At 66.2% G+C, this 22,350-nt stretch carries 22 protein-coding genes and 1 riboswitch; of the genes, 8 read left to right on the forward strand and 14 right to left on the reverse strand.

The window, feature by feature from the left end:
• Positions 1–11: 11 nt before the first annotated feature.
• The 3 genes from KYT87_RS02025 to KYT87_RS02035 all read right to left on the reverse strand — a co-directional run bounded on the left by KYT87_RS02025 (position 12) and on the right by KYT87_RS02035 (position 3,128).
• Positions 12–530 (reverse strand): lipocalin family protein, encoded by a 519-nt coding sequence (locus KYT87_RS02025; protein ID WP_046806589.1) that lies wholly within the window; start codon positions 528–530, stop codon positions 12–14.
• Between the two features lie 85 nt (positions 531–615).
• Complete coding sequence (gene gshA / locus KYT87_RS02030) at positions 616–2,187, reverse strand: glutamate--cysteine ligase (RefSeq protein ID WP_219991614.1); 1,572 nt, start codon at positions 2,185–2,187, stop codon at positions 616–618.
• A 32-nt stretch (positions 2,188–2,219) separates the two neighbouring features.
• Complete coding sequence (locus KYT87_RS02035) at positions 2,220–3,128, reverse strand: alpha/beta hydrolase (RefSeq protein WP_082134598.1); 909 nt, start codon at positions 3,126–3,128, stop codon at positions 2,220–2,222.
• 43 nt (positions 3,129–3,171) lie between these two features.
• On the opposite strand from KYT87_RS02035, the gene KYT87_RS02040 reads away from it, so the two are divergent.
• Positions 3,172–3,744 carry a hypothetical protein gene (locus KYT87_RS02040; RefSeq protein WP_046806586.1) on the forward strand — a complete coding sequence of 191 codons (573 nt, stop codon included), beginning with the start codon at positions 3,172–3,174 and terminating at the stop codon, positions 3,742–3,744.
• Here KYT87_RS02040 and KYT87_RS02045 read toward each other — a convergent pair.
• Positions 3,734–4,096, reverse strand: coding sequence for a helix-turn-helix transcriptional regulator (locus KYT87_RS02045; RefSeq protein ID WP_082134597.1), 363 nt, complete (start codon positions 4,094–4,096; stop codon positions 3,734–3,736). The genes KYT87_RS02040 and KYT87_RS02045 overlap by 11 nt on opposite strands.
• 119 nt (positions 4,097–4,215) lie before the next feature.
• Here KYT87_RS02045 and KYT87_RS02050 point away from each other — a divergent pair, with 119 nt between their 5' ends.
• The gene (locus KYT87_RS02050; protein WP_046806585.1) at positions 4,216–5,112 is read left to right on the forward strand and encodes an AEC family transporter; all 897 of its coding nucleotides are present in this window, start codon (positions 4,216–4,218) and stop codon (positions 5,110–5,112) included.
• A 22-nt stretch (positions 5,113–5,134) separates the two neighbouring features.
• Here KYT87_RS02050 and KYT87_RS02055 read toward each other — a convergent pair whose 3' ends face one another.
• The gene (locus KYT87_RS02055) at positions 5,135–6,142 is read right to left on the reverse strand and encodes an Ldh family oxidoreductase (RefSeq protein ID WP_046806584.1); all 1,008 of its coding nucleotides are present in this window, start codon (positions 6,140–6,142) and stop codon (positions 5,135–5,137) included.
• Between the two features lie 150 nt (positions 6,143–6,292).
• Positions 6,293–6,374, forward strand: a riboswitch (SAM riboswitch).
• On the opposite strand from KYT87_RS02055, the gene KYT87_RS02060 reads away from it, so the two are divergent.
• The 3 genes from KYT87_RS02060 (at position 6,364) to KYT87_RS02070 (ending at position 9,619) form a co-directional block, all read left to right on the forward strand.
• Positions 6,364–7,650 carry a homoserine O-acetyltransferase gene (locus KYT87_RS02060; protein WP_219991615.1) on the forward strand — a complete coding sequence of 429 codons (1,287 nt, stop codon included), beginning with the start codon at positions 6,364–6,366 and terminating at the stop codon, positions 7,648–7,650. It overlaps the preceding riboswitch by 11 nt.
• Complete coding sequence (gene metW / locus KYT87_RS02065; protein ID WP_219991616.1) at positions 7,647–8,261, forward strand: methionine biosynthesis protein MetW; 615 nt, start codon at positions 7,647–7,649, stop codon at positions 8,259–8,261. Before KYT87_RS02060 ends, metW begins: the two co-directional genes overlap by 4 nt.
• Positions 8,262–8,404: 143 nt before the next feature.
• The gene (locus tag KYT87_RS02070; RefSeq protein WP_255594141.1) at positions 8,405–9,619 is read left to right on the forward strand and encodes a muropeptide transporter; all 1,215 of its coding nucleotides are present in this window, start codon (positions 8,405–8,407) and stop codon (positions 9,617–9,619) included.
• Between the two features lie 71 nt (positions 9,620–9,690).
• Here the strand turns inward: KYT87_RS02070 and KYT87_RS02075 are convergent, their stop codons facing one another.
• The gene (locus tag KYT87_RS02075) at positions 9,691–10,560 is read right to left on the reverse strand and encodes a universal stress protein (protein ID WP_046806582.1); all 870 of its coding nucleotides are present in this window, start codon (positions 10,558–10,560) and stop codon (positions 9,691–9,693) included.
• A gap of 234 nt (positions 10,561–10,794) precedes the next feature.
• On the opposite strand from KYT87_RS02075, the gene KYT87_RS02080 reads away from it, so the two are divergent.
• Positions 10,795–11,433: a trimeric intracellular cation channel family protein gene (locus KYT87_RS02080; RefSeq protein ID WP_046806581.1), complete on the forward strand. Its 639-nt coding sequence runs from the start codon at positions 10,795–10,797 to the stop codon at positions 11,431–11,433.
• A gap of 150 nt (positions 11,434–11,583) precedes the next feature.
• Positions 11,584–12,285 (forward strand): GntR family transcriptional regulator, encoded by a 702-nt coding sequence (locus tag KYT87_RS02085; RefSeq protein WP_255444675.1) that lies wholly within the window; start codon positions 11,584–11,586, stop codon positions 12,283–12,285.
• A gap of 37 nt (positions 12,286–12,322) precedes the next feature.
• Here KYT87_RS02085 and KYT87_RS02090 read toward each other — a convergent pair whose 3' ends face one another.
• On the reverse strand, positions 12,323–12,754 hold the full coding sequence (locus KYT87_RS02090; RefSeq protein WP_046806579.1) for a VOC family protein: 432 nt from the start codon (positions 12,752–12,754) through the stop codon (positions 12,323–12,325).
• A gap of 148 nt (positions 12,755–12,902) precedes the next feature.
• Here KYT87_RS02090 and KYT87_RS02095 point away from each other — a divergent pair, with 148 nt between their 5' ends.
• Positions 12,903–13,790, forward strand: a complete 888-nt coding sequence (locus tag KYT87_RS02095) for a LysR substrate-binding domain-containing protein (RefSeq protein ID WP_189371578.1) — start codon at positions 12,903–12,905, stop codon at positions 13,788–13,790.
• 76 nt (positions 13,791–13,866) lie between these two features.
• Here KYT87_RS02095 and serA read toward each other — a convergent pair whose 3' ends face one another.
• The 7 genes from serA to phoR all read right to left on the reverse strand — a co-directional run bounded on the left by serA (position 13,867) and on the right by phoR (position 22,350).
• Positions 13,867–15,063 carry a phosphoglycerate dehydrogenase gene (gene serA, locus KYT87_RS02100; RefSeq protein WP_046806577.1) on the reverse strand — a complete coding sequence of 399 codons (1,197 nt, stop codon included), beginning with the start codon at positions 15,061–15,063 and terminating at the stop codon, positions 13,867–13,869.
• A 97-nt stretch (positions 15,064–15,160) separates the two neighbouring features.
• Positions 15,161–15,616, reverse strand: a complete 456-nt coding sequence (locus KYT87_RS02105; RefSeq protein WP_219991617.1) for a DUF411 domain-containing protein — start codon at positions 15,614–15,616, stop codon at positions 15,161–15,163.
• Positions 15,617–15,735: 119 nt separating this feature from the next.
• Positions 15,736–16,698, reverse strand: a complete 963-nt coding sequence (locus KYT87_RS02110) for a copper resistance protein B (protein ID WP_370638744.1) — start codon at positions 16,696–16,698, stop codon at positions 15,736–15,738.
• 3 nt (positions 16,699–16,701) lie between these two features.
• Positions 16,702–18,525 (reverse strand): copper resistance system multicopper oxidase, encoded by a 1,824-nt coding sequence (locus KYT87_RS02115; RefSeq protein WP_219992584.1) that lies wholly within the window; start codon positions 18,523–18,525, stop codon positions 16,702–16,704.
• 124 nt (positions 18,526–18,649) lie between these two features.
• Positions 18,650–20,065 (reverse strand): heavy metal sensor histidine kinase, encoded by a 1,416-nt coding sequence (locus KYT87_RS02120; RefSeq protein ID WP_219991619.1) that lies wholly within the window; start codon positions 20,063–20,065, stop codon positions 18,650–18,652.
• Positions 20,066–20,200: 135 nt separating this feature from the next.
• Positions 20,201–20,887, reverse strand: coding sequence for a heavy metal response regulator transcription factor (locus KYT87_RS02125; protein WP_219991620.1), 687 nt, complete (start codon positions 20,885–20,887; stop codon positions 20,201–20,203).
• 155 nt (positions 20,888–21,042) lie between these two features.
• Positions 21,043–22,350 (reverse strand): phosphate regulon sensor histidine kinase PhoR, encoded by a 1,308-nt coding sequence (phoR, locus tag KYT87_RS02130; RefSeq protein ID WP_046807661.1) that lies wholly within the window; start codon positions 22,348–22,350, stop codon positions 21,043–21,045.

Below are 22,350 nucleotides of genomic sequence, written 5' to 3' on the forward strand. Positions count from 1 at the left end.
CGGCGTTCTGCTTATTTCTGCGGGGTGTACCGCAGTTCGTCCAGCTCGTAGCCCTGCGCCTTCGCGGCAGCCAGCGCCTTGTCCAACTCTTCCTTGGGCAATTGCGGCGAGCGCGACAGAATCCACAGGTACTTGCGGTCGGGCGTACCCACCACGGACCAGCGGTATTCCGGGTCCAGGCCGATCACCCAGTAATCGCCCTTGAACGGCTTGAAGAAGGTGACTTCAAGCTTGGCGTTGTTGCTGCCTTCAACGACGGTGGCGGTGCCGGATGCGGAGTCGATATCGCCGTCCTTGGTGCGGCAGCGATTGTTCACGCCGATGGTGCCGTCGGGGTGCGCGGTGTATTCGGCGGTGGTATCGCCGACGCAATTGCGCTGGAAGAACATGGGGAAATTGGCGATTTCGTACCACATGCCGACATAGCGTTTCAGGTCCACCGAATCCACGGTCTGCATGGGCGGCGGCGCGGCATGGGCGATGCCCACGCTGGCTGCCAGGGCCATCAGGAATGTTGCGGTGCGGCGCATTGAAAAACCTCCAGAGTGAGACTGACCGAAGCGCGGCGCTTGCCCGTCAGGCAGGCGCCGCGTACGCAAACCCTAACGATACGCCTTATTTACGCGGGGCCTTCAGGGCCTCGTGGTAGCGCGCCACGTAGGTCGCGAAGTCCACTGTGTCCGACTGCTCGATGCGCTGCTGCTCTTCGGTGGACTGTGTTGCTGCCTGTTGATAGGCCGCCGCCAGATCCGACGGCAAGGCTTGTGCGCGCAGCGTGTCCGCATGCTTGCGGCTTTGCGCCAGCGAGTAGTCGTGAAACGACAGGCCGCTTTGCGTCAGCGACTGCAACAGGCGCGCGGACGGCGTGGCCTCGGGCTGGTCCAGCTTGACGCGCTGCGCGGTCAGCGCATCGGCGTAGGCAGTGCCGCCCAGGGCCGAATCAAACAGCGCGGCGTACGGCGCGATCTGGTCCAGCAATTCGTGGCCCCATTCTTTCAGCGCCACCGGCTTGCCTTCGCGGTCCAGCATCAGGCCGGGCTTGCGGCCTTCTTTGACGACGGTGGAAAAGTTGTCGGCGCTGCGCTGACAGTAGCCGTTGGCGGGAAAGAACGGGCTGTCCGATGCCGTGCAAAACAGCAGGAACGCGTCGACAAAGCGGCTGGTGTCGGCGTCGATGCCCACGGGCGATTCGGGGTCGATATCCAGGCAGCGCACTTCCACGTATTGCACGCCGCGTTCCGCCAGGGCGGTGATGGGGCGTTCGCAGCGGCCGGTGGCACGCTTGGGGCGGATGCTGGAGTAGTACTCGTTTTCGATCTGAAGCACGTTGGTGTTCAGCTGGATCCATTCGCCATTGCGATGCGTGCCGATCTTCTCGTAGTCGGGCCACGTTTGCGTCACGGCGTCGTACAGCCGGCCCAGGAAGGTATCCAGGTCGTTGTAGCAAAGCTTGAGCTGCGACTGCGCCTTGTTCTGATAGCCCAGGTCGCTCATGCGCAGGCTGGTGGCGTAGGGCAGGTACAGCGTGTGGTCGCCCAGGCGTTCCAGCGGGTGGTCAGGGCCATTCAGGAAGTCGCTGGACAGCGCGGGCGCCGCGCCAAACAGGTACATCAGTAGCCAGGAATAGCGCGTGAAATTTCGGATCAGCCCGATATAGCCGCGCGAACGGCGGTCTTGCGCGGAACCGGCTTGCGTGTCCAGCACGGACCACAAATCTTCGGACAGCGAGAAGTTGTAGTGCACGCCGGCGATGCATTGCATCCGCTTGCCGTAGCGCTCGGCCAGGCCGCGGCGATACACGTGCTTGAGCATGCCGGTGTTGGACTTGCCGTACCAGGCGATAGGGATGTCGGCTTCGGCCGGCAGCGTGGCCGGCATGGACTGGTTCCAGATCAGCTCGTGATCCAGCACGCTGTACACGTGGCGATGGGTGTTGGTGAGCTCGGTCAAGAGCGCATCGACGTCGGTGTGCGTGCCGGTGATCAGCTCAAGCAGGGATTCCGAGTAATCGGTGGTGACGTGTTCATTGGTCAGCGCCGAACCCAGGCCGGCCGGGTGGGGCGTGCGCGACAAAATGCCCTGCTCGTCCACGCGCAGGCCTTCTTTTTCAATGCCTCGCAACGTCTGGGTCAGCAGCGAGCGGTTGGCCTCTAGGCGGGAGAGGCGGTTGGCGGCGGTATCAGTCACGGATTCTTCTCGTTTGGGTCTGTCGCGGGATTTTACGGGGTGCCGGCCTCCTGTGCCGAGGGAGTCAGTACTGGGGGCAGGGACAATGCCTGCGCCGTGCGCGCCAGCCATTCGTCCAGGTCAGCATAAACCGGATCAGAAATTGGGGCCGTTTCATTGAAAATTTCGTGCCAGGCGGTGTCGTACCAGCGCAGGGTCAGCAATTGCGCGGGCGCGCGCTGGGCGAATTGGCGGCTGCCTTCGGCGGCCACGATGGAATCGTCGCCGGCCACCATCAACAGGGTGCGACAGGGCAGAAGATCGGCTTCACGCAGCGATTCCCGGCCGCCTTCGTCGACAAAGCGGGCCAGCCGGCCGGTCATGCGCCGGCGCACCAGCGGGTCGGATCGGTAGGCTTTGACGACGGCCCGGTCGTGCGAGATGCGGGCGGGCGCCAGGCCATGGGGCACGCGCAGGTCGGGCGCATGCAGCGACATCCAGGTGAGGGTGCGGCGCACCCACATCGGCACATTCACGACGAAAGGCGGCGAGCTGAGCACCAGCGCGTCCAGCTCGGCCAGGCGCCGCAGGGCGATGCGCACCGCCACCAGCGCGCCCAGGCTGTGGGCCAGCACAATGGGCGGGCGGCCTTGCAGCGCGGTCCAGGCGCGAAGGCGGTCGACGGCGTCCACGACCAGGTCGTCCTGGTGGGCCAGGGTAGCGGCCGGGCCGCCCGAACGCCCATGGCCGCGGTGATCGTGCGCGCCCACGGTCCAGCCGCGCGCGGCCAGCCAGCGGGCCAGGCGGTCATAGCGGCCGGCGTGTTCGCTCAGGCCGTGCATCAGGTACACGCTGGGCGTGCCTGGCCCGGTAACAGGGGGCGGCACATTGGGCGCGGCGGGCCAAAGATAGTTGGCCAATGGCGTGCCGTCGGGCGCGGGGGTGATGGAAATCGGCGACAATTTCAGCATTCCTCGAAATGAATGGGCCGTCGGGTCTACGGTAATGACGATTTCATCGCTGTTTCGTTTCATGTTCAAGAAAGCCGGCCTGTTTGTGGGGTTGGCCTTGTTGGTTGCCGCCTGCTCGCCCCGTTACAACTGGCGCGAAGTGGACGTGGCCGACGGCCACGTGCGCGCGGCATTCCCCGACCGGGTCTCGACCGATACCCGGGACTTGCGCCTGGACACCCATACCCTGCGTTTTACCCTGTCGAGCGCAACCGTGGGCGAGGCCGTGTTCGCGGTGGGCTCGGCCCCGCTGCCGCCGGACATTGCCGCCGACCCGGCCGCCAAGCAGGCGCTGGGCATGGCGCTGATGCATTCGCTGTACACGAATATGCAGGCCCCGCCGCCCACGGAATGGCCGGCTTATGGGCAGGACTTCGAAGTGCACGGCAAGGCCATGGGCAAGCCCGGCTGGCTGGTGGCCAAGGTCTGGGTCACCGACACCATGCTGATCGAGGCCGTGGCCGCCGGCACCCAGGAAAGCCTGCCCGCCGAACGCGCGCGCGAATTCCTGAGATCGGTGGTGGTCAACCCCGGCAAGCCGGGCCCGGCCAACCCGGTTACTCGATGACGCTGTCCAGCAGCCCGTGGCGCAGGGCCACCACCACGGCCGTGCGGCGCCCGCGTACGCCCAGCTTGGTGCAGGCGTTGCGCAAATGGAAATTCACGGTGCTTTCCGCGACGTCCAGGATGCGGCTGGTTTCCCAGCTGGTCTTGCCCGCCGCCGCCCAATACAGGCACGCCGCCTGGCGGTCGGACAGCGCTTTGTAGGGGGGCAGCTTGCCCAGCGAATGCATCGCGGGCATCGGCGGCCCCAATGATGATAGCGGCCCGCCGCGCTGGGCCAGGTCCGGATGGAAGGCGCACAAGCGCTGGAATGCGGATGATCCTCGAAGCGCGGCGAAGCGAAGCGGTGCGGTCATGGTGGCCCGGGGCAGTGCCCCCTTGTAGTGAAGTTGCTGCATGCTGCGGCCCGCGCGGCGGCCAAGCAAGCATTGATGCTTTCGCGCATTGATCCACTTATCTTTGACGGAATAGTTGTATGTTGGCCATCGCCCAGTTCTACCTGTCAGCCATCGTGCTGATGCTGCCTCTGTTGTCTTGCGTGGGCATCGGGGTGCTGTGGGGCAAGCGCGATATCCCCTTTGGCGGCGCGTTCATCACCACATTGGTGACGTCCGTGACCACGCCTGCGCTGGTGTTCCATACCTTTGTGACGACGCACCTGGATGACCGCGCGCTGGCGGATGTGGCGATCGCCACCGTCGCGGCGTTGCTGCTGTGTGCGCTGGTCGGCGCGCTGCTGCTCAAAGTGTGGAAGCTGCCGGTGCGCACCTTGCTGCCCACGGCAAGCCTGCCCAACGCCGGCAACCTGGGCCTGCCTATCTCTCAGTTGGCGTTCGGTGACGCGGGCCTGTCGGTGGCGGTGGCGTTCTTCGCGGTCAATTCTTTCGTCATGCACACCATTGCCGTGCGGCTGTTGCCGGGCGTCAATACCAAGGGCAGCTGGAAAAGCCCCATTTTGCTGGCCTCGGTGGTGGCGGTGGCATTGCGGCTGCTGCATGTGCCGGTGCCCGCCTGGGTCATTGATACGGCCCATATGCTGGGCGCGGTGACCGTGCCCTTGATGCTGTTGAGCCTGGGCCACGCCTTGGCCCTGATCCCGTCCAACGGCCTGCGCGACGGCGCCAAGGTGGCCGCGATACGGCTGGTGGTGGGCTTGGCGGCGGGGTTGGCCGTGGTGTGGGCGCTGGACCTTGAGCCCGTGCTGGCCGGCGCGCTGACCTTGCAGATGGCCATGCCGTGCGCGGTGGTCAGCTACATGTACGCCAAGCGCTACACGACGCTGGGCGACACGGCGGCGGGCGCCGTGCTGGTGTCGACCGTGGTGTTCCTGCTGCTGGCGCCGCTGATGCTCTGGTTCACCCACGGCGCCTGACGACGCAATACCCGCCGGGCAGTCAGGCCACGCCGGCCATGTCGCGCAGTTGCGCCATCAGCGGGTCAGGAACGTCCACGCCGTGCTTGATCGCTTCGTCGCGCAACTTGCGGCGGCGGTCGCCCGGCAGGCGCACGCCATCATCTTCCAGCATGGCGTCCACCAGCGTTTCGACACGTTCCAGATAGGCGTTGTTGCCCGCCAGCGCGCCGGGGTCGATCGCCATGAACGCCTGCCCCAGTTGAGCGGGGCCGCCGGCATCGACGAAGAACGATTCGGTTTCGAAACCGAAGTGCGCGCCCGTCAGCGCGCAGGCCAGCAATTCCACAATCAGCGCCAGCATCGCGCCCTTGACGCCACCCGCGGGCAGCATGCTGCCGGCCAGCCCGGCCTTTGGATCGGTAGTGGGTTCGCCATTGGCGTCCAGCGCCCAGCCCAGTGGAATGGGCTGGTTGTCGCGCGCGGCGATCATCAGCTTGCCGCGCGCCACTTGCGACAGCGACAGGTCGATGACCAGTCGGGCGCCATTGCGGCGGGGGAAGATCGCGGCGATGGGGTTGGTGCCGAACAGCGGCCGCTTGCCGCCCCAGGCGGGCATGGCGGCTGGCGAATTGCTCAGCGCCAGCGCCACCAGCCCGGCGTCCGCCAGCGCCTCCAGGTGATAGGCCGCTTCGCCAAAATGGTGGCTGTTGGCCACGCCGATGAAGGCGATGCCATGTTCGCGGGCGCGCACGGCCGCTTGCTCGACGGCCATCGCGCAGGCCGGAAATGCCAGCCCCGAGCCCGCATCGATCAGCGCCGCGCCGCCGCGTTCGTGCACGATGCGCGGCACGGCCGAACCGATGGCGCGCCCCGCGCGCAAATGCCCCGCGTAGAACGGCACGCGCGACAGGCCGTGCGAACTGATGCCCTGGCTTTCCGCGAAAACCAGGGCGCGCGCGGTGCTGTCGGCCATGGCCGGGTTGGCCCCAGCGGCAGCCAGCGCGGCGGCGGCCAGGTGTTGCAGTTCGTCCAGATAGATGTGAGCCATATCCTTCCTGTCAGAGGGGCGATTCGCGCGCCCGCGTAACGAAGGCGGGCAGGGGATGTCGCGGATAACACGCATTTTCGCACCAGGCCGGCGCCCTTGCAGCATCTGCCGGCAATGCTAGAATTCCTGTCGCTGCACCCAATGCAGCATCCATATTTCGGCGCCGATTTGCCTGATCCGCTTGCGGGCGCCTTCCAATAAATCCAGCTAAAGAGGTCCGTATGACCACTCCTGCCCAACATTTGGCCGGTGATTCGGCCGCTGATTTGGCCGCTGATCCGGCCAGCGGGTTCGCTCCCGCCACCGTCACGACCTCCGACACCGTTGATCCCGGTTCCGTCGGCCTGGTCGCACCCACCTTCATCCGCTTCGATGAACCGCTGCCGTTGCTTAGCGGCCAATCGTTGGCTGCCTACGAACTTGCCGTGGAAACCTACGGCACGCTCAACGCGCAGCGCACCAATGCCGTGCTGATCTGCCACGCGCTGAACGCGTCGCACCACGTCGCCGGGCAAGCGGCCGACAACCCCAGCGATGTGGGCTGGTGGGACAACATGGTCGGCCCCGGCAAGCCGGTGGACACCAATATCTACTTCGTCATCGGCGTCAACAACCTGGGCTCGTGCTTCGGTTCGACCGGGCCGGCCAGCATCAATCCGGCCACGGGCAAGCCCTGGGGCGCGGCGTTTCCGGTGCTGACAGTGGAAGACTGGGTACGCGCCCAAGCCCGCGTGGCCGACCACTTCGGTATCGAACGCTTTGCCGCCGTGATGGGCGGATCGCTGGGCGGCATGCAGGCGCTGAGCTGGGCCATCACCTTGCCCGACCGCGTGGCCAACTGCGTGGTGATCGCCAGCACGCCGCGCCTGTCGGCGCAGAACATCGGCTTTAACGAAGTGGCGCGCCGCGCCATCATTACCGACCCGGATTTCCACGGCGGCGACTACTACGCCGAAGACACGGTGCCGCGCCGGGGCCTGTCGGTGGCCCGCATGATCGGCCACATCACCTACCTGTCCGATGACGACATGGCCGAAAAATTCGGCCGCGCCCAACGCGCGCCGGCCGAAAACGGCGCCTACCACTACGGCTACGACGTCGAATTCGAAGTGGAGTCTTACCTGCGTTATCAGGGCGAGAAGTTCACCCGTTATTTCGACGCCAATACCTATCTGCTGATCACGCGGGCGCTGGATTATTTCGACCCGGCCCGCACCACGGGCGGCGACCTGGCGCGCGCGCTGGCGCCTGCCAAGGCCGATTTCCTGTTGGTGTCGTTTTCGACCGATTGGCGTTTCCCGCCCGAGCGATCACGCGAAATCGTGCGCGCGCTGCTCAAGAACGCCAGCCCCGTCACCTACGCCGAAATCGATGCGCCGCACGGGCACGACGCCTTCCTGCTGGAAGACGCCCGCTATCACGCGGTGGTCCGTGGCTACTACGAACGCATCGCGCGCGAACTTGGCCTGACCGCTGACGCCGCGCAGACCGAAGGACGCACCGAATGAATCCCGTGACCCCCCGCTATGCCCATGCCGCGCTGCGGCCTGACCTGGCGCGCATCGCCGGCTGGATCGAACCGGGCAGCCGCGTCCTGGACCTGGGCTGCGGCGACGGCGCGCTGCTGGCGCACCTGCGCGACCACTGCCAGGTGCGCGGCGCGGGCGTTGAACTGGACGACACCTGCGTGATCGCGTGCGTGCGGCGCGGGGTGGAAGTCATTCAGCAGAACCTGGAAGACGGGCTGGCGCTGTTTGACGACAAACAGTTCGATACCGTGGTGTTGTCGCAGACCTTGCAGTCCATGCACCGCACCGAACACATCCTGCGGGAAATGGCGCGCGTGGCGCGTCACGGCATCGTGTCGTTTCCCAACTTCGGCTACTGGCCGCATGGCTGGGCCATCTTGCGGGGGCGCATGCCGGTCACCGGCCAGATGCCCTATCAGTGGTACAACACGCCGAACATCCACCTGTGCACGCTGCGCGATTTCGAACAGCTGGCTGGCGAACTGAACCTGCGCATTCTTGAACGCGCCACGTTCAACGAAGGCCACGAGGTCAAGCTGTTTCCCAGCTGGCGCAGCACGCTGGCGGTGTACCGTTTTGCCACGCCCTGACATTCCGACACCGATCCTCCTGACGGCGCGCGGCAACAGGCCCTAAAATGCCGCAAGCCCGCGACGCAACGCCTGTTGCGCCGTGCGGCGCGTTTCAGGAGACCGTCATCACCGCTGTATCCAACGTCTATACCAGCCCCCGCGTGGCCCCCTTGCTGGTCCTGGGCTTTGCCAGCGGACTGCCCTTGGCGCTGACCGGCGGTACCTTGCAGGCCTGGGCCACGGTCGAAAACGTGCCGCTGCAGGAAATTGGTTTCCTCACGCTGGTGGGCACCGCCTACACCCTCAAGTTTCTTTGGGCTCCCTTCGTTGACCGCTATGTGCCGCCGCTGCTCGGCCGGCGGCGCGGCTGGATGCTGGTGACGCAGCTGTTGCTGGCCATCACCATCATGGCAATGGGCGCGCTGTCGCCGTCCAACGCCTTGATGCCGCTGGCTTTGCTGGCGGTGGTGGTCGCTTTCCTGTCCGCCACGCAGGACATCGCGTTCGACGCTTATTGCACTGACGTGCTGCGCAAGGAAGAACGGGGCGCGGGCGCGGCCGTGAAGGTGATGGGCTACCGGCTGGCGATGATCGCCTCCGGCGGGCTGGCGCTGATCCTGGCGGACCAATGGATCGGCTGGGGCTACACCTATGTCCTGATGGGTGCGCTGATGCTGCTGTGCGCGGTGGCCACGCTGCTGGCGCCCGAGCCCGAGCACGTCGCCCACGCGCCTCGTACGCTGGGCGCGGCCATTGGCGAGCCCCTGCACGAATTCTTCACGCGCCGCGGCGCGCTGGCGATCCTGCTGCTGATCGTGCTGTACAAGCTGGGCGACGCGTTCGCGGGTGCGCTGTCCACCACGTTCCTGATCCGGGGCGCGGGCTTCACGCCTACCGAGGTCGGCACCGTGAACAAGGTGCTGGGCCTGGCGGCCACCATCGTGGGGGCGCTGGCGGGTGGCTCGCTGATGGCTCGCTGGGGCTTGTATCGGTCGCTGATGGCCTTCGGGCTGTTGCAGGCGGTGTCGAACCTGGCGTATTGGCTGATCGCGGTCAGCCCCAAGAACCTGTCGCTGATGGCGGCTGGCGTCGGCATTGAAAACCTGTGTGGCGGACTGGGCACGGCTTCGTTCGTGGGCTTGTTGATGGCGCTGTGCCAGCGCCGGTTTTCGGCGACCCAGTTTGCGTTGCTGTCGGCGCTGTCGGCCGTGGGCCGTACCTATCTGGCGGGGCCGCTGACTCCGCCGCTGGTCGAGCGCCTGGACTGGCCGGGGTTTTTCCTGCTGACGGTGCTGATCGCGCTGCCGGGGCTCGTGCTGCTGCATAGGCTGCGCGGCACGATCGACGCGATGGAAAAGCAGGGCGACCAGGCCTGAAGGCAGGCCTCAGCCCATGAAAAAGGCGGCGCACCAGGCGCCGCCTTTTTATTGTCGACCCGCGTTCGGCGTCAGTCTTCGTCGTGCAGGCGGACGATCAGCACGTCGCTGGGCAACGATTCCAGCAGGCGTTCGGCCACGCTGCCGATGGCGGTGCGCAGGATGCCGGTGCGGCCATGCGTGCCGGTCACGACCAGGTCCGAGCGGTGGTGGAAGGAATATTCCGACAAGACCGTCTCCGGCTGGCCCGCTTCCAGCACCACCTTGGGCGGCGTCAGCCCCGCCAGTTCCGGCGTACTGGCCGTGAACTCGCGCGCGCTTTGCTCGGCTTCCTGGTGAAAGCTGCGCGAGACGGCGTCTTCGGGGGTGTGCTTGCCCTGGAACGGCACGTCATACGCGTGGAACAGCGTCAGGTTGGCGTTGGGCACCAGTTGCAGCGCCGCGCGCAACGCATGGCGCGAGCCGTCGGAGAAGTCAGTGGCGACCAGCACGTCGCGGTACGGCCGACGCGGCCGGGTCTTGACCACCAGCACGGGCTGGCGCGCCTGGCGCACCAGCTTTTCGACGGTGGTGCCCAACAGCAGCCGACCCAGCGTTTCGTCGCGCGCGGTGCCGGTGACGATCAGCGAGCAGCCAAAGCTGTCGGCCGTTTCCGTGATGTGCGCCAGCGGATCGCCCGACACCACTACCACTTCGGTCGGCACATCGGCGGCGGCCAGGTCTTCCGCCAGCTCACGTTCGGCCAGGGCCTTGTGGTCGCTGGACAGCCGCCGCCAGACCGGGGTGGTCAGGCGCGCCGAGTTGGCATGGTTCTCCATGACGTGCAACACGATCAGTTTGGTGCCCAGTTCTTTCGTCAACTGCAAGGCACGGTCCAGGGCGCGATCGCCGCGCGCGCTCAGGTCCGTGGCCAACAGGATGGGGCCGATTTGCTGTGTCATACGTTATCTCCCGGTTGTAGCCAGAGTGGCGACTCCCGCGTCCGCCAGCCTGGCAGGTACCTCCCTTGCGGGGGCAATGCCCCATTGTCTCGCCGCGACGCGGACTGGGGATTGATCGATATCAACGCACGGACCAGCGTAAGCGATGAGGTCGGGCGCCGCAATGGCCGCTTGCGCGGGGTCAGGCTCAATACAATGGGCGGGTTACATCACCGGCTTTCTTGATTCTTCCCCATGCTTTCTGACATTTCCCCCTTGTTGCTGCACACGTTGTACCTGGTCGCCATCGTGGCCGAGGCGATGACCGCGGCGTTGTCGGCCGGCCGGCGCGACATGGACTGGATGGGGGTGTGCATCATTGCGTGCGTGACGGCGCTGGGCGGCGGTTCGCTGCGCGACGTCTTGCTGGGGCATTACCCGCTTACCTGGGTCATCCACCCGGAGTATCTGTGGATGACCGGCGGCGCGGCGATTCTGACCGCCCTGATCGCGCCGGTGATGCGGCGCCTGCGCAGCCTGTTCCTGCTGGCCGACGCGCTGGGGCTGGTGGCGTTCACCGTGATCGGTTGCCAGGTGGCGCAGATGATGCAGCTGCCGATCACGGTCGTGCTCATCAGCGGCATGATCACCGGGTGCGCGGGCGGGGTGCTGCGCGACGTGCTCTGCAACGAGGTGCCGCTGCTGTTTCGCAAGGAGCTTTACGCCAGCGTGTCCGTGGTGACCGGGGCCTTGTATCTGGGCGGGCAGTCGTTGGGGCTGTCGGCCAACGCGGCCGTGCCGCTGGCGCTGGCGGCGGGCCTGGCCCTGCGCCTGCTGGCATTGCGCTTTAACTGGCAGATGCCCAAGTTCGTGTATCGCGACGACTGGGACTGAGCCTGCCGCAGTGCTCGCCGCAGTGCCTCAGGTTCCGCCTACCGGGGGGCCGCGCCGGGCCTCTGCAACAATTTTCTTATTTGTGTTTCAATAAATTTCTAGTATCTTTCGGTCTCTCAACACATGCCTCGGGCAGTCAAGGGGAGCCGATTGGACGTAAAAGCGCCCGCCACGATTCCGTATTTTCTTCAGGAACAGATTCGTGAATTGATAGTGGACGGCACTATCCGGCCCGGTCAGCCCTTGCGCGAGCAAGAGCTGGAACAGCGATTCGGCACCAGCCGCAGCCCCATCCGCGAAGCCTTGCGGCTGCTGGAATTGGGCGGCCTGGTCACGCATATCCAACGCAAGGGCTTTCGGGCCACGCTCTATACCGAAACGCAAATCCGCCATCTGTACCAGCTGCGCGCCGAGCTTGAGGCCTATTGCCTGCGGCAATTGGCCGACATGGACGACCTGGCGCCGCTGGTGGCCGAGCTGCGCGGCTACGACGAGGCCATCGCCACATCGATGGCCAAGCAAGACGCGCGCGCCTGCATCGCCGCCGCGCGCGAGTTCTATCTGGCTTGCGCCCGCTACACCGGCAACACGCCGCTGACCAGCATGTTGAGCAAGCTTTACGAGCAGGTCGAGCCGCTGCGATTCCTGCTGGCCCGCCGCTCGATGGAAAACCACACCATCCAGTCGTACACCCACGGCATTACGCTGGCGCTGGCCAACCGCGATGTGGACCGCGCGGCCCAGCTCACGCGCACCTATGTGCACGAAGTGCTGCCCAGCATTATCGAGGCGTATCTCGAAGCCGCCGAACAGGCCGCGCAAGAGGCAAACCCGCGTTATCGCAGCGCGTAAACCGGCCGGTCAGGCCGGTTGCGCGCGGTCGGCGGAATTACTTGGCGAACAGCGAATCCATGTTCTTGAACGCCTTGAATTCCAGGGCGTTGCCCGACGGATCCAGGAAGAACATCGTGGCTTGTTCGCCGACTTCGCCCTTGAAGCGGATGTAGGGCTCGATGACGAATTCCGTGCCCGCGTCGATCAGGCGCTTGGACATGGCTTCCCACTGCTCCATCGACAACACCGCGCCGAAATGGCGGACCGGCACGTTGTGCGAGTCCACGGCGCTGGTCGCGTTGTGGCCGCATTCGCTGGGGGCCAGGTGGGCAACGATCTGGTGGCCGTAAAAGTTGAAGTCGATCCATTCGGGCGAGCTACGGCCCTCCGGACAGCCCAGCTTTTCGCCGTAGAAGGCGCGGGCTTCGGCCAGGTCGCGGACCGGAAAGGCCAAGTGGAACGGCGGCAGGTTGGTTTGGGCGGTCATGAAAACTCCGGGTCATTCAAAAAGTCGGACTGCGGATCCCCGCAGGGTGCAGCGTGCTGTATTTAGCACCAGCGCCTAGTTTAGGGATTGTTTTTTTGATTGAAAAACGATATTTTTTGTGCCTTAGACCCAAAAAAATTGATTGTTCGTGATCAAAGAATTCAAGACCTTCATTGCCGTGGCCCGGGATGGCACTTTCACCGGCGCCGGCACGCACCTGGGTTTGACGCAGTCCGCCGTCAGCGCCCAGATCAAGCGGCTGGAGGAATATCTGGGGGTGGCGCTATTTGACCGGGGCGCGCGCGCGGCGGTGCTGAACGCCCATGGCCGCGAGATGCTGCCGCAGGCCGAAGAACTGGTGGCCATGGCCGAGCGCCTGGTCACCACGGCCGGGGCGGGACACGTGAGCGGGTCATTGCGCATCGGCGCCATCGCCTCGGTGCAGCACGATTTGCTGGTGGACGCGCTGGGCCGCTTTCGGGCGGTGTATCCCGACGTGCGGGTGCGCATCGTGCCCGGCGTTTCGCTGTCCCTGCTGGGTCAGGTGGACGCGGGCGAAGTGGACATGGCGGTGCTGATCCGCCCGCCCTTCGCGTTGCCGCCCGAGCTGGGTTGGCAGCGCCTGCTGAGCGAACCCGTGGTGCTGGCCATGCCCGAGGCCATGCCGCTGGCGCCGTGGCGCGATGTGCTGGCCACGCAGCCTTTCATCCGCTACGACCGGGCGTCGTTCGGCGGGCGCGTGGTGGATATCTTTCTGAAGAAACACCGCATCAATGTGCACGAGGCCGTCGAACTGGACGAGATTGACGCCATCGCCAACCTGGTGCGGCACGGCCTGGGCGTGGCGCTATTGCCGCAATTGCGTGGCCTGGATCTGACGGGCTTGCGGCTGGTGCCGCTGGAGGAACATGCGTTTCACCGGGACATCGGCATCATCGGCCGCCTGCCTTTCGACAGCGGCAGCGTGCGCGAGAAAATGGCGGAATGCCTGGTGGCGGCCGCGCAGACCCCAACACAGCCACCGCCACGATCCTGAGCGCGCAATAAAAAAGCGCGTGGCCCGAACCGCGTACTTTGCGGACCGGGCCACGCGCCTGTCGGGCTTTACTGCCTTACAGCCGGTCGCAGCGGACCGTGATGGGGTGGCTGCGCAGCGTCGTCATGACGATGTCATCCACCTGGCCTTCCACGTCGGTGATCACGTAGCCGATCTGACCCTTGGTTTGCAGCGTCTGGCTGACGATGTTCAGCCCGTGTTGCGCCATCAGGTTGTCCAGCGTGCCCAACGCGCCCGGCGCGTTGCGGTGCACGTGCAGGATGCGGGTGGCGCCGGCCGGTTCCAGGTACGGCAGTTCGGGGAAGTTGACCGCGCCCTTGGTGGTGCCGGCTTGCAGGAAACGCACCAGTTTTTCAGCCACTTCGCGGCCGATGTTCTCTTGCGATTCCTGCGTGCTGCCGCCGATGTGCGGGGTCAGGATGACGTTGGGCATGCCGATCAGCGGGCTGGCCAAGGGCTCGTCCGCGCTCTTGGGTTCGGTCGGGAACACGTCCAGCGCCGCCCCGGCCAGATGGCCGGACTTCAGCGCCGCGTGCAGCGCATCGATGTCCACCACGGCGCCGCGCGAGGCGTTGATCAGGATGGACCCGCGACGCATGCGCGCGATGGTTTCCGCGTTCATGATGTTTTCGGTCGACTTGCCGCCCGGCACATGCAGGGTGACGACGTCGGCCTGTTCCAGCAGCTCGTTCAGCGTGCCGGCGGGGCGCGCGTTGCCCAGCGGCAGCTTGGCTTCGACGTCGTGATAGACGACGCGCATGCCCAGGCCTTCGGCCAGCGTGCTGATCTGCGAGCCGATGTTGCCGTAGCCCACGATGCCCAGCGTCTTGCCACGGGTTTCAAAGGCGCCCGCGGCGCTCTTGTCCCAATGGCCCAGATGCACGCGGGCATTCTTTTCGGGGATACGGCGCAGCAGCAAAATGGCTTCGCCCAGCACCAGCTCGGCAACCGAGCGGGTGTTGGAAAACGGCGCGTTGAACACCGGGATGCCGCGCTGCATGGCCGCGTCCAGGTCGACCTGGTTGGTGCCGATGCAAAAGCAGCCCACCACGCGCAGGTCGGGGCTGGACAGCAGGGCGGCATCCAGGTGCGTGCGAGAACGGATCCCCGCCACCTGCGCGCCGCGCAGGGCGTCGTGCAGCTGCGACGCCGGCAATGCGGCGGCGTGCGTGACGATATCGGTGTAGCCGGCGGCTTCGAAGACCGCGCGGGCGCTCGGATGGATGTTCTCGAACAGGACGATTTTTGCCATGACTGCCAGGGGGTGGTGAGAAGTACGTGTTATTTATTGTGGCGCATTTTTGCTGCACTGCAAGGAGTAGCCATTGAGGCGGTGTGGATGAATTGTTTCAACGGTAGGCCTCGTACACCTGCGCGCCGCCTTGCTTGTCCACCAGCAGCACGTCGTGCGGCGTCTTTCGGCCGCCGTATTCGGGGCCGTCCATGCCGGGCGATCCCAGCGGCATGCCGGGGGCGGCCAAGCCGGCCGCGTCGGGCTTTTCCAGCAGCAGGCGGCGCACGTCGCGCACCGGCACATGGCCTTCGACCGCATAGCCGTCGACCATCGCGGTGTGGCACGACCCGTAGTCAGCCATGCCCGCGTTGCGGCGGATGGGGCCGGTGTCCTGCACATCGTGTGTGGTGACGGTGAAGCCGTTATCGCGCATGTGCTTGACCCAGTCTTCGCAACAGCCGCAGGCGGGCGTCTTCCAGACCTCGACCTTGACGGGGCCTTGGGCCATGACGAAGGTCGGCGCGCACAGCGCGGCGGCAAGAACCAGGCGGGTGAGGCGGGAAACGTTCATGATGCTCCGATCGGGAAGAGAAATGAAAAATAGGCGCCGCGACCATCACGCTGGCCGTCACCGTGACCGTGATGATGACTGTGATGGTGCCGGCAGCGGCGTTGATGCGGCCACGGCCGTCAAAACCAGAATCGCACGCCGGCCATCAGCGCAGTCTGCGATCGGCTGGCGCCTGCGTCGGACGCGTAGCGCGCTGTCTGGCCGAACTTCCGGTCAAAGGATACGCCGATATACGGGGCGAATTCGCGTGTGACTTCGTAGCGTAGCCGGAACGACAGCGAGCCTTCGGACAGCCCCGAACCGATGCCGCGCGCGGGGTCGGACTTGCCGTACAGGCTGGCTTCGAGTTCGGGCGTGAAGATCAGTCGTTGCGTCAACAACAGGTCGTACTCTGCTTTTAGCGCCAGTGCCGTGCGACCCGACGCGCCCACGTAGGCGGTGGTTTCCAGTTCGATGTTGTAGGGCAGCACGCCTTCGATGCCGATGGCGGCCCAATTGCGCTTGGGGCCGGTGCCGATGTCTCGGCGCGCGCCCAGTTGCAGGTCCCAGAACGGCGAGACGGCGTGGCTCCAGAACGCTTCGACTTTACCGTCCGAGCCCTCGCCGTTCTCGCGTTCGCCTTCCGATTTGACCAGCAGCCGGTCGGTGGCCGTGCCGAACCAGAAGCGCCCGTCCCATTGCAGCGTGTTCTGGCCATCGCGGTTGCGTGACACGCCGAATTTGTCGAACAGCACCTGCCAGGCCGGCATGTCGTCCATCATGTGCGGGTGTATGCCGTAGCTGTCGTAGCCGCGTTCGGCCGCCCCAGCGGGGGCCGCCCCATCGCTGGCAGGCAGGCTGCCCACGGGCGGCGCGGCGGGGGCCGTCGGGGCGGCTTGGGGGGGGCCGTCGTGCTCCATGTCGCCATGGTCCATGTTGCCGTGATCCGTTGCGGCGGGGGCGGGCGCTTGCGCCGCGCCGTGATCCATGCCGGAATGATCCATCGCGCCATGATCGACATCGGCGGATTGGGCCGAGGCGACCGTCGTGGCCAGCGTTATCGACAGGGCGCACAGGCCCATCAGAGAGGTAAGGGGTCTCATCATTTACTCCACCACGACCGCTCTGAACATGCCGGCCTCCATGTGATACAGCAGGTGGCAGTGATACGCCCAGAGTCCGCGCGCGTCGGCGCTGACGCGGTAGCTCAGGCGCTGCGCCGGGTTCAGCGTGATGGTGTGCTTGCGCACCTGGAACGCGCCGTCGGGCGATTCCAGGTCGCTCCACAGGCCGTGCAGATGGATGGGGTGCGTCATCATCGTGTCGTTGACCAGCACGAAGCGCACGCGTTCGCCGTAGCGCAGCAAGATGGGTTTGGCGTCCGAAAACTTCACGCCGTTGAACGACCACATGTAGCGTTCCATGTTGCCCGTCAGGTGCAATTCGATTTCGCGCGACGGCGCGCGGTTGTCCTCGGGAGGATGCACCGAGTGCAGGTCCGCGTAGGTCAGCACGCGGCGGCCGTTGTCGCGCAAGCCCACGCCAGGGTCGTCCAGGCGCGTGGATACGACGTCCGGCAACATGGAATTGCCCACGCCGCGCTCCGTCGGGTACGGGTGTTTGACCTGCACCATGCCACCTTGCGCGGATGGCGTGGCTGGCATGGCATGCGTGGCGTCCGTGGCTTCCGTGGGGTGCTTGGCGTGCGCGTCGCCGTGATCCATGGCGCCGTGGCCCGACGCACCGGTGTCAGCGGGCACATCACCCGGCGCGCCATGCGCCATGCCCATGTCCATCATGCCCAGCCATTGCACGCGGTCCAGTTGCGGCACCTCGGCCTGCATGCCGGCACGCGGCGCCAGCGTGGCGCGCGCATAGCCCGAGCGGTCCATGGCTTGCGAGAATATCGTGTAGGCCCGCGCGTCCTTCGGTTCCACGATCACGTCATACGTTTCGGCCACCCCGATGCGAAATTCCTCGATGTCCACCGGCCGCACGTCCTGTCCGTCGGCGGCCACCACCGTCATTTTCAAGCCGGGAATGCGCACATCGAAGTACGTCATTGCCGATCCATTGATGAAGCGCAGCCGGATGCGTTCGCCCGGATTGAACAGGCCCGTCCAGTTGCCGGCGGGCGTCGCGCCGTTGGTCAGGAACGTGTAGGTGGCGCCCGACACGTCGGCCAGGTCCGTGGGGTTCATGCGCATCTGTTCCCACATCAGGCGCTCGGACAACGCGGGACCCCAGCCCCGGCTTTGCGCGTCGGCGGACAAACTCTGCACGCTGGGCTGGATGCCGTTGTAGTAGTCGGGCATCACGCGCAGCTTATTGAAGACGCGCATGGGATCTTCGTCCGTCCAGTCCGACAACAGCACCGTGTAATCGCGGTCCGCGGCGATGGCGGGCGGATGGTGAGGGTCGATGACAATCGCGCCGTACAAGCCGGTCTGTTCCTGAAAGCCCGAGTGGCTGTGATACCAGTACGTGCCGCTTTGGCGCACGGGAAACCGGTAGGTGAAAGTCTGGCCGGGGTCGATGCCGCCAAAGCTCAGGCCGGGTACGCCGTCCATGTCCGACGGCAGCAGAATGCCGTGCCAGTGGATCGACGTCTGTTCACGCAGCCGGTTGGTCACATGCAGCGTGACGGTGTCGCCTTCGCGCCAGCGCAGAAGCGGCGCGGGCAATTGGCCGTTGACGGTGGTGGCGCTGCGGGACGCGCCGGTGAAGTTCACCGGCGTCTCGCCGATTTCCAGATGGAACTCGGTGCCGCGCAGTTCGGTGGCGGCAGGGCCGGTGGAGGCCGCCAGCGCCGAGCGCCAGGCGCCCAGCGACGCCAAGGCGCCACCGGTGGCAAGGCCCTGTACAAAGCGGCGGCGCGAGAGAGCCGCGCGTGGGGCGGCGAAGGGCGTGTCGTGGCCGATACGCGGCATAGCGTCTTTCACAAGAATCCTTGATGGAATGACCGTGATGACACTGTAGGAAGGCGGCGGTGACCCGATCCTGTCGCGTAGATTACGTTTTTGTAATGTTCGACGTCCCGCCCGGCGGATACTGCTACGCCACGTCGTGCGGGAAATCGGACCGGAAGGCCCCCGGTCCACGCAGCGTGATGCCCACCACCGTGCCGTTGGCGTCCGACGTTGCGTCGACGTCGCCGCCGTGCATGCGGGCGATGGCGCGCACGATGGCCAAGCCCAACCCGTGGCCTTCGCTGCGCGGGGCGCGGCTTTGGCCCGACCGGAAGAACCGGTCGAAGATGCGGGGCAGGTCGGCGGCAGGAATCGGGGTGCCGGGGTTGCACACTTCGACCCTCGCGCCGCCCGGCACGGCCGAGCACAACACCACGATGTCCCGGCCGGCCGGTGTGGCTTTGATCGCGTTGGCGATCAGGTTGGCCAGCGCGCGGCGCACCAGCCCGGCGTTGGCCACCACCTTGGCATCGCCCTCGCAACGCAGATGCACGCCTTGCTCTTCCAACATCGCTTCGTAATAGTCCGCCACGCGGCGCGCCTCGGCGGCCAGCGATACCGGCGCCAGGTCGGCGGCCAGTTCGCCACGGTCGGCGCGGGCCAGAAACAGCATGTCGTTGACCAGCGTTTTCAAGTCTTCCAGTTCTTCCAGGTTGGATGCCAGCGCGTCGCGCAGTTCGGCGGCATCGCGTGGCGAGGACAGCATGACCTGGGTGCCGTTAATGAGCGTGGCCAGCGGCGTACGCAACTCGTGCGCCACGTCGGCGTTAAAGCCTTCCATCTGCTGGTAGGCCGCTTGCAGCCGTTCCAGCGTGCGGTTGAACGATATGACCAGATCATGCAGTTCGCGGTCGGTGTCGGCCAGCGGCAGCCGATGCGCCAGGTTGTCGGGCTGGATACGCGCGGCCTGCTCGGACAGGCGTCGGGTGGGCGCCATGCTGCGGCGCACCGCCCAGGCCGCCAGCACGACCGTCGCGCCGACCCACAGCGCGCAGATCAGCACCAGCGCGGTGCCGTAGGCGTACAAAAATTGCCCGCTGGTGCGGGTGCTGACGGCCACCGTCAGGTGGGCGCCGGGCAGGATGCGGTCGTTCATGGCCACGCGCAGGCCACGCATGCGGCCGCCGTCGGCGCTTTGCAGCACCACCTGCCGGCCGTCCACCGTTTCCAGCGTGTCGGGCGGCGGCCCGCCGTAGACGGCATGGCCTTGCGCGTCCACGATCCAGATGCCCAGCTGGCCCTGCCCGGCGCGCATCTCGTCGAAGGTGGCGGCCAGGTCGTGCAGGCCGCTGGCGCTGTTCTGCATGTCGATCAGGTGGTCGATCAGTTCAAGCTTGCCGCTGACCTCGGTAATTTCCTGGCGTTCCACTTCACGCTTCAACGCCCAGAACAAGGTCGCGCCCGCCAGGCTGGAAACCAGCAAAGCGATGGCGCCCAGCAGCAGCGTCAGTCGCGCCTGCATGGAGCGGATGCGGGGCGGGCGAGAGCGGGGCGGCTTCATGGGGGTGGCGTCATGCGGGCAGCGTTATCGGGCTAGCGACATGGGGCAGCGACATGGGGCAGCGACATGGGAGCAGCGATATGGGAGCAGCGACATGGAGGCAGCTTCATCGGCGCGGCCACTGGGCAGCCCGCGTCATGCCGACAGTGGCGGGTGGCGCGATTCCAGCACGTAGCCCATGCCGCGCACCGTGTGCAGCAGCTTGGTGTCGTACGGGTCGTCCAGCTTGCCGCGCAGGCGGCGCACCGCGACGTCGATCACGTTGGTATCGCTGTCGAAATTCATGTCCCACACCTGTTCGGCCAGCGTGGTGCGCGACAGCACCTGGCCCTGGCGGCGCAGCAGCAGCGCCAGCAGGCTGAATTCCTTGGCGGTCAGGTCCAGCCGGCGGCCGCCGCGTTGGGCGCGGCGGCTGGCCAGGTCCAGCTCCAGGTCGGCCAGCCGCAGCAGCGTGGGTTCTTGCGCGCGGCCGCGGCGCAGCAGCGCCTGCACACGCGCCAGCAGTTCAGAAAAAGCAAAGGGCTTGACCAGGTAATCGTCGGCGCCGCCTTCCAGGCCGCGCACGCGGTCTTCCACCGCATCGCGTGCGGTCAGCATCAGGATGGGGGTGTTTTTGCGAACCCGCACGGCCGCCAGAATGCCGAAGCCGTCCACGCCGGGCAGCATCACGTCCAGCACGATCAGGTCGTAGTCGCCTTCCAGCGCCAGATGCAGTCCGTCCACGCCAGTGCGCGCCAGGTCCACGACATGGCTCTGCTCCGACAAGCCCTTCTTCAGGTAGTCGGCCAGCTTGGGTTCGTCTTCGATGACCAGGATGCGCATGGCCGGGAATTTACCACCCGCGCCCCACCCGCGCGGCGCCCGCGCGGGGCCGAAAGGCCGGGCGCTGGCCGTGGCGCTGGGGAAGACGGGGGCGATCCGGCGCCCGCCGTGCGCGTCTACGCCGGGTCGTCGGCCCGGCGTCGGCGACGCGCCTTCTATGCCGCTTCGCCGATCGCGATGCGCTCCGGCGGAAAACGCAGGGCGAACACGCTGCCCTTGCCCGGTTCGCTGGTGATCAGCAGTTCGGCGTCGTGGCGCATGGCGATGTGCTTGGTGATCGCCAGCCCCAGGCCGGTGCCGCCCACCGCGCGCGAACGCCCGCGGTCCACGCGATAGAACCGTTCGGTGAGTCGGGGCAGGTGGCGGGCCGGGATGCCGATACCGGTGTCCTGCACGCTGTAGCGCGCGCCGCCATCGGCCTCGCGTTCCCAGCGTACGGTGATCGTGCCGCCGTCCGGCGTGTAGCGCACCGCGTTGGTCAGCAGGTTCGATAGCGCCGAGGTCAGTTCGGTTTCCGCGCCCAGCACGTCCAGCGTGTCGTCGATATGCCATTCCAGCACATGGCGGCCGCCCGACAGCGCCTCGATCTGCTGGCGCGCCTTTTGCAGCAGCGCGCCCATGTTGATGGCGCGCGGGTCGCTGCCCGGCGACGATTCCAGCGTGGACAAGGTCAGCAGGTCTTCCACGATGGCCTGCATGCGCTGCGCTTGCTCATGCATCATGTCGATGTACTGCGCGCGCTGTTCTTCGGGCAGCGCGTCAGCCGGCATGTCGCGCAGCGTTTCCAGAAAGCCGGCCAGCACGGTCAGCGGCGTGCGCAGCTCGTGCGACACGTTGGCCACGAAATCGCGGCGCGTCGTTTCCAGGCGCTCGATCTGCGTGACGTCGCGGGTAATAAGCAGCCGCTGATTGCTGGCGTAGGCGGTCAGCTGCATCATCATCAGCCGTTCCTGGCCTTGCTGGCCCAGGCGCACCAGGATGGGCTCTGGCCAGGCCGGGCGATGCGCGTATTCCACGAACTCGGGCGCGCGCAGCAGGTTCAGCAGGTTGTGGCCCCGATCCGCCGGCAGCCGCAACCCCAGATGCTGGCGCGCCATGCGGTTGCACCAGTCAATCTGAAAGTCTTCATTCAGCGTGACCGCGCCGTCCGGCAAGGCCTGGGCGGCGGCCAGCATGCCTTGCATGGTGTCGCGGGTTTCGGCCAGTTCCCTGGCGCGAGCGCGGGTATAGCGGTAAAGGGGAGCAAGGATGTCGTCCCATGGCCCGACCGAAGCGGGGGGAGAGGTGTCCGGGTGATTGGCCCAGTGGGATACCAGCGTCAGGCGCCAGCTGCGCCAGAGCAACATGGAGGTCAGCGCGGCGCAAAACACCAGCCAGCCCCAAGGATCTCCTATGAGCCATTGCGCCAGTAATGCAATCACCGCCCACAGGGCGACCAGGAAAAGTGTGCGCAGCCAGATCAT

Origin of the sequence: Achromobacter sp. ES-001 (assembly GCF_019448355.1) — a bacterium.
Lineage (GTDB): Bacteria > Pseudomonadota > Gammaproteobacteria > Burkholderiales > Burkholderiaceae_B > Achromobacter > Achromobacter spanius_B.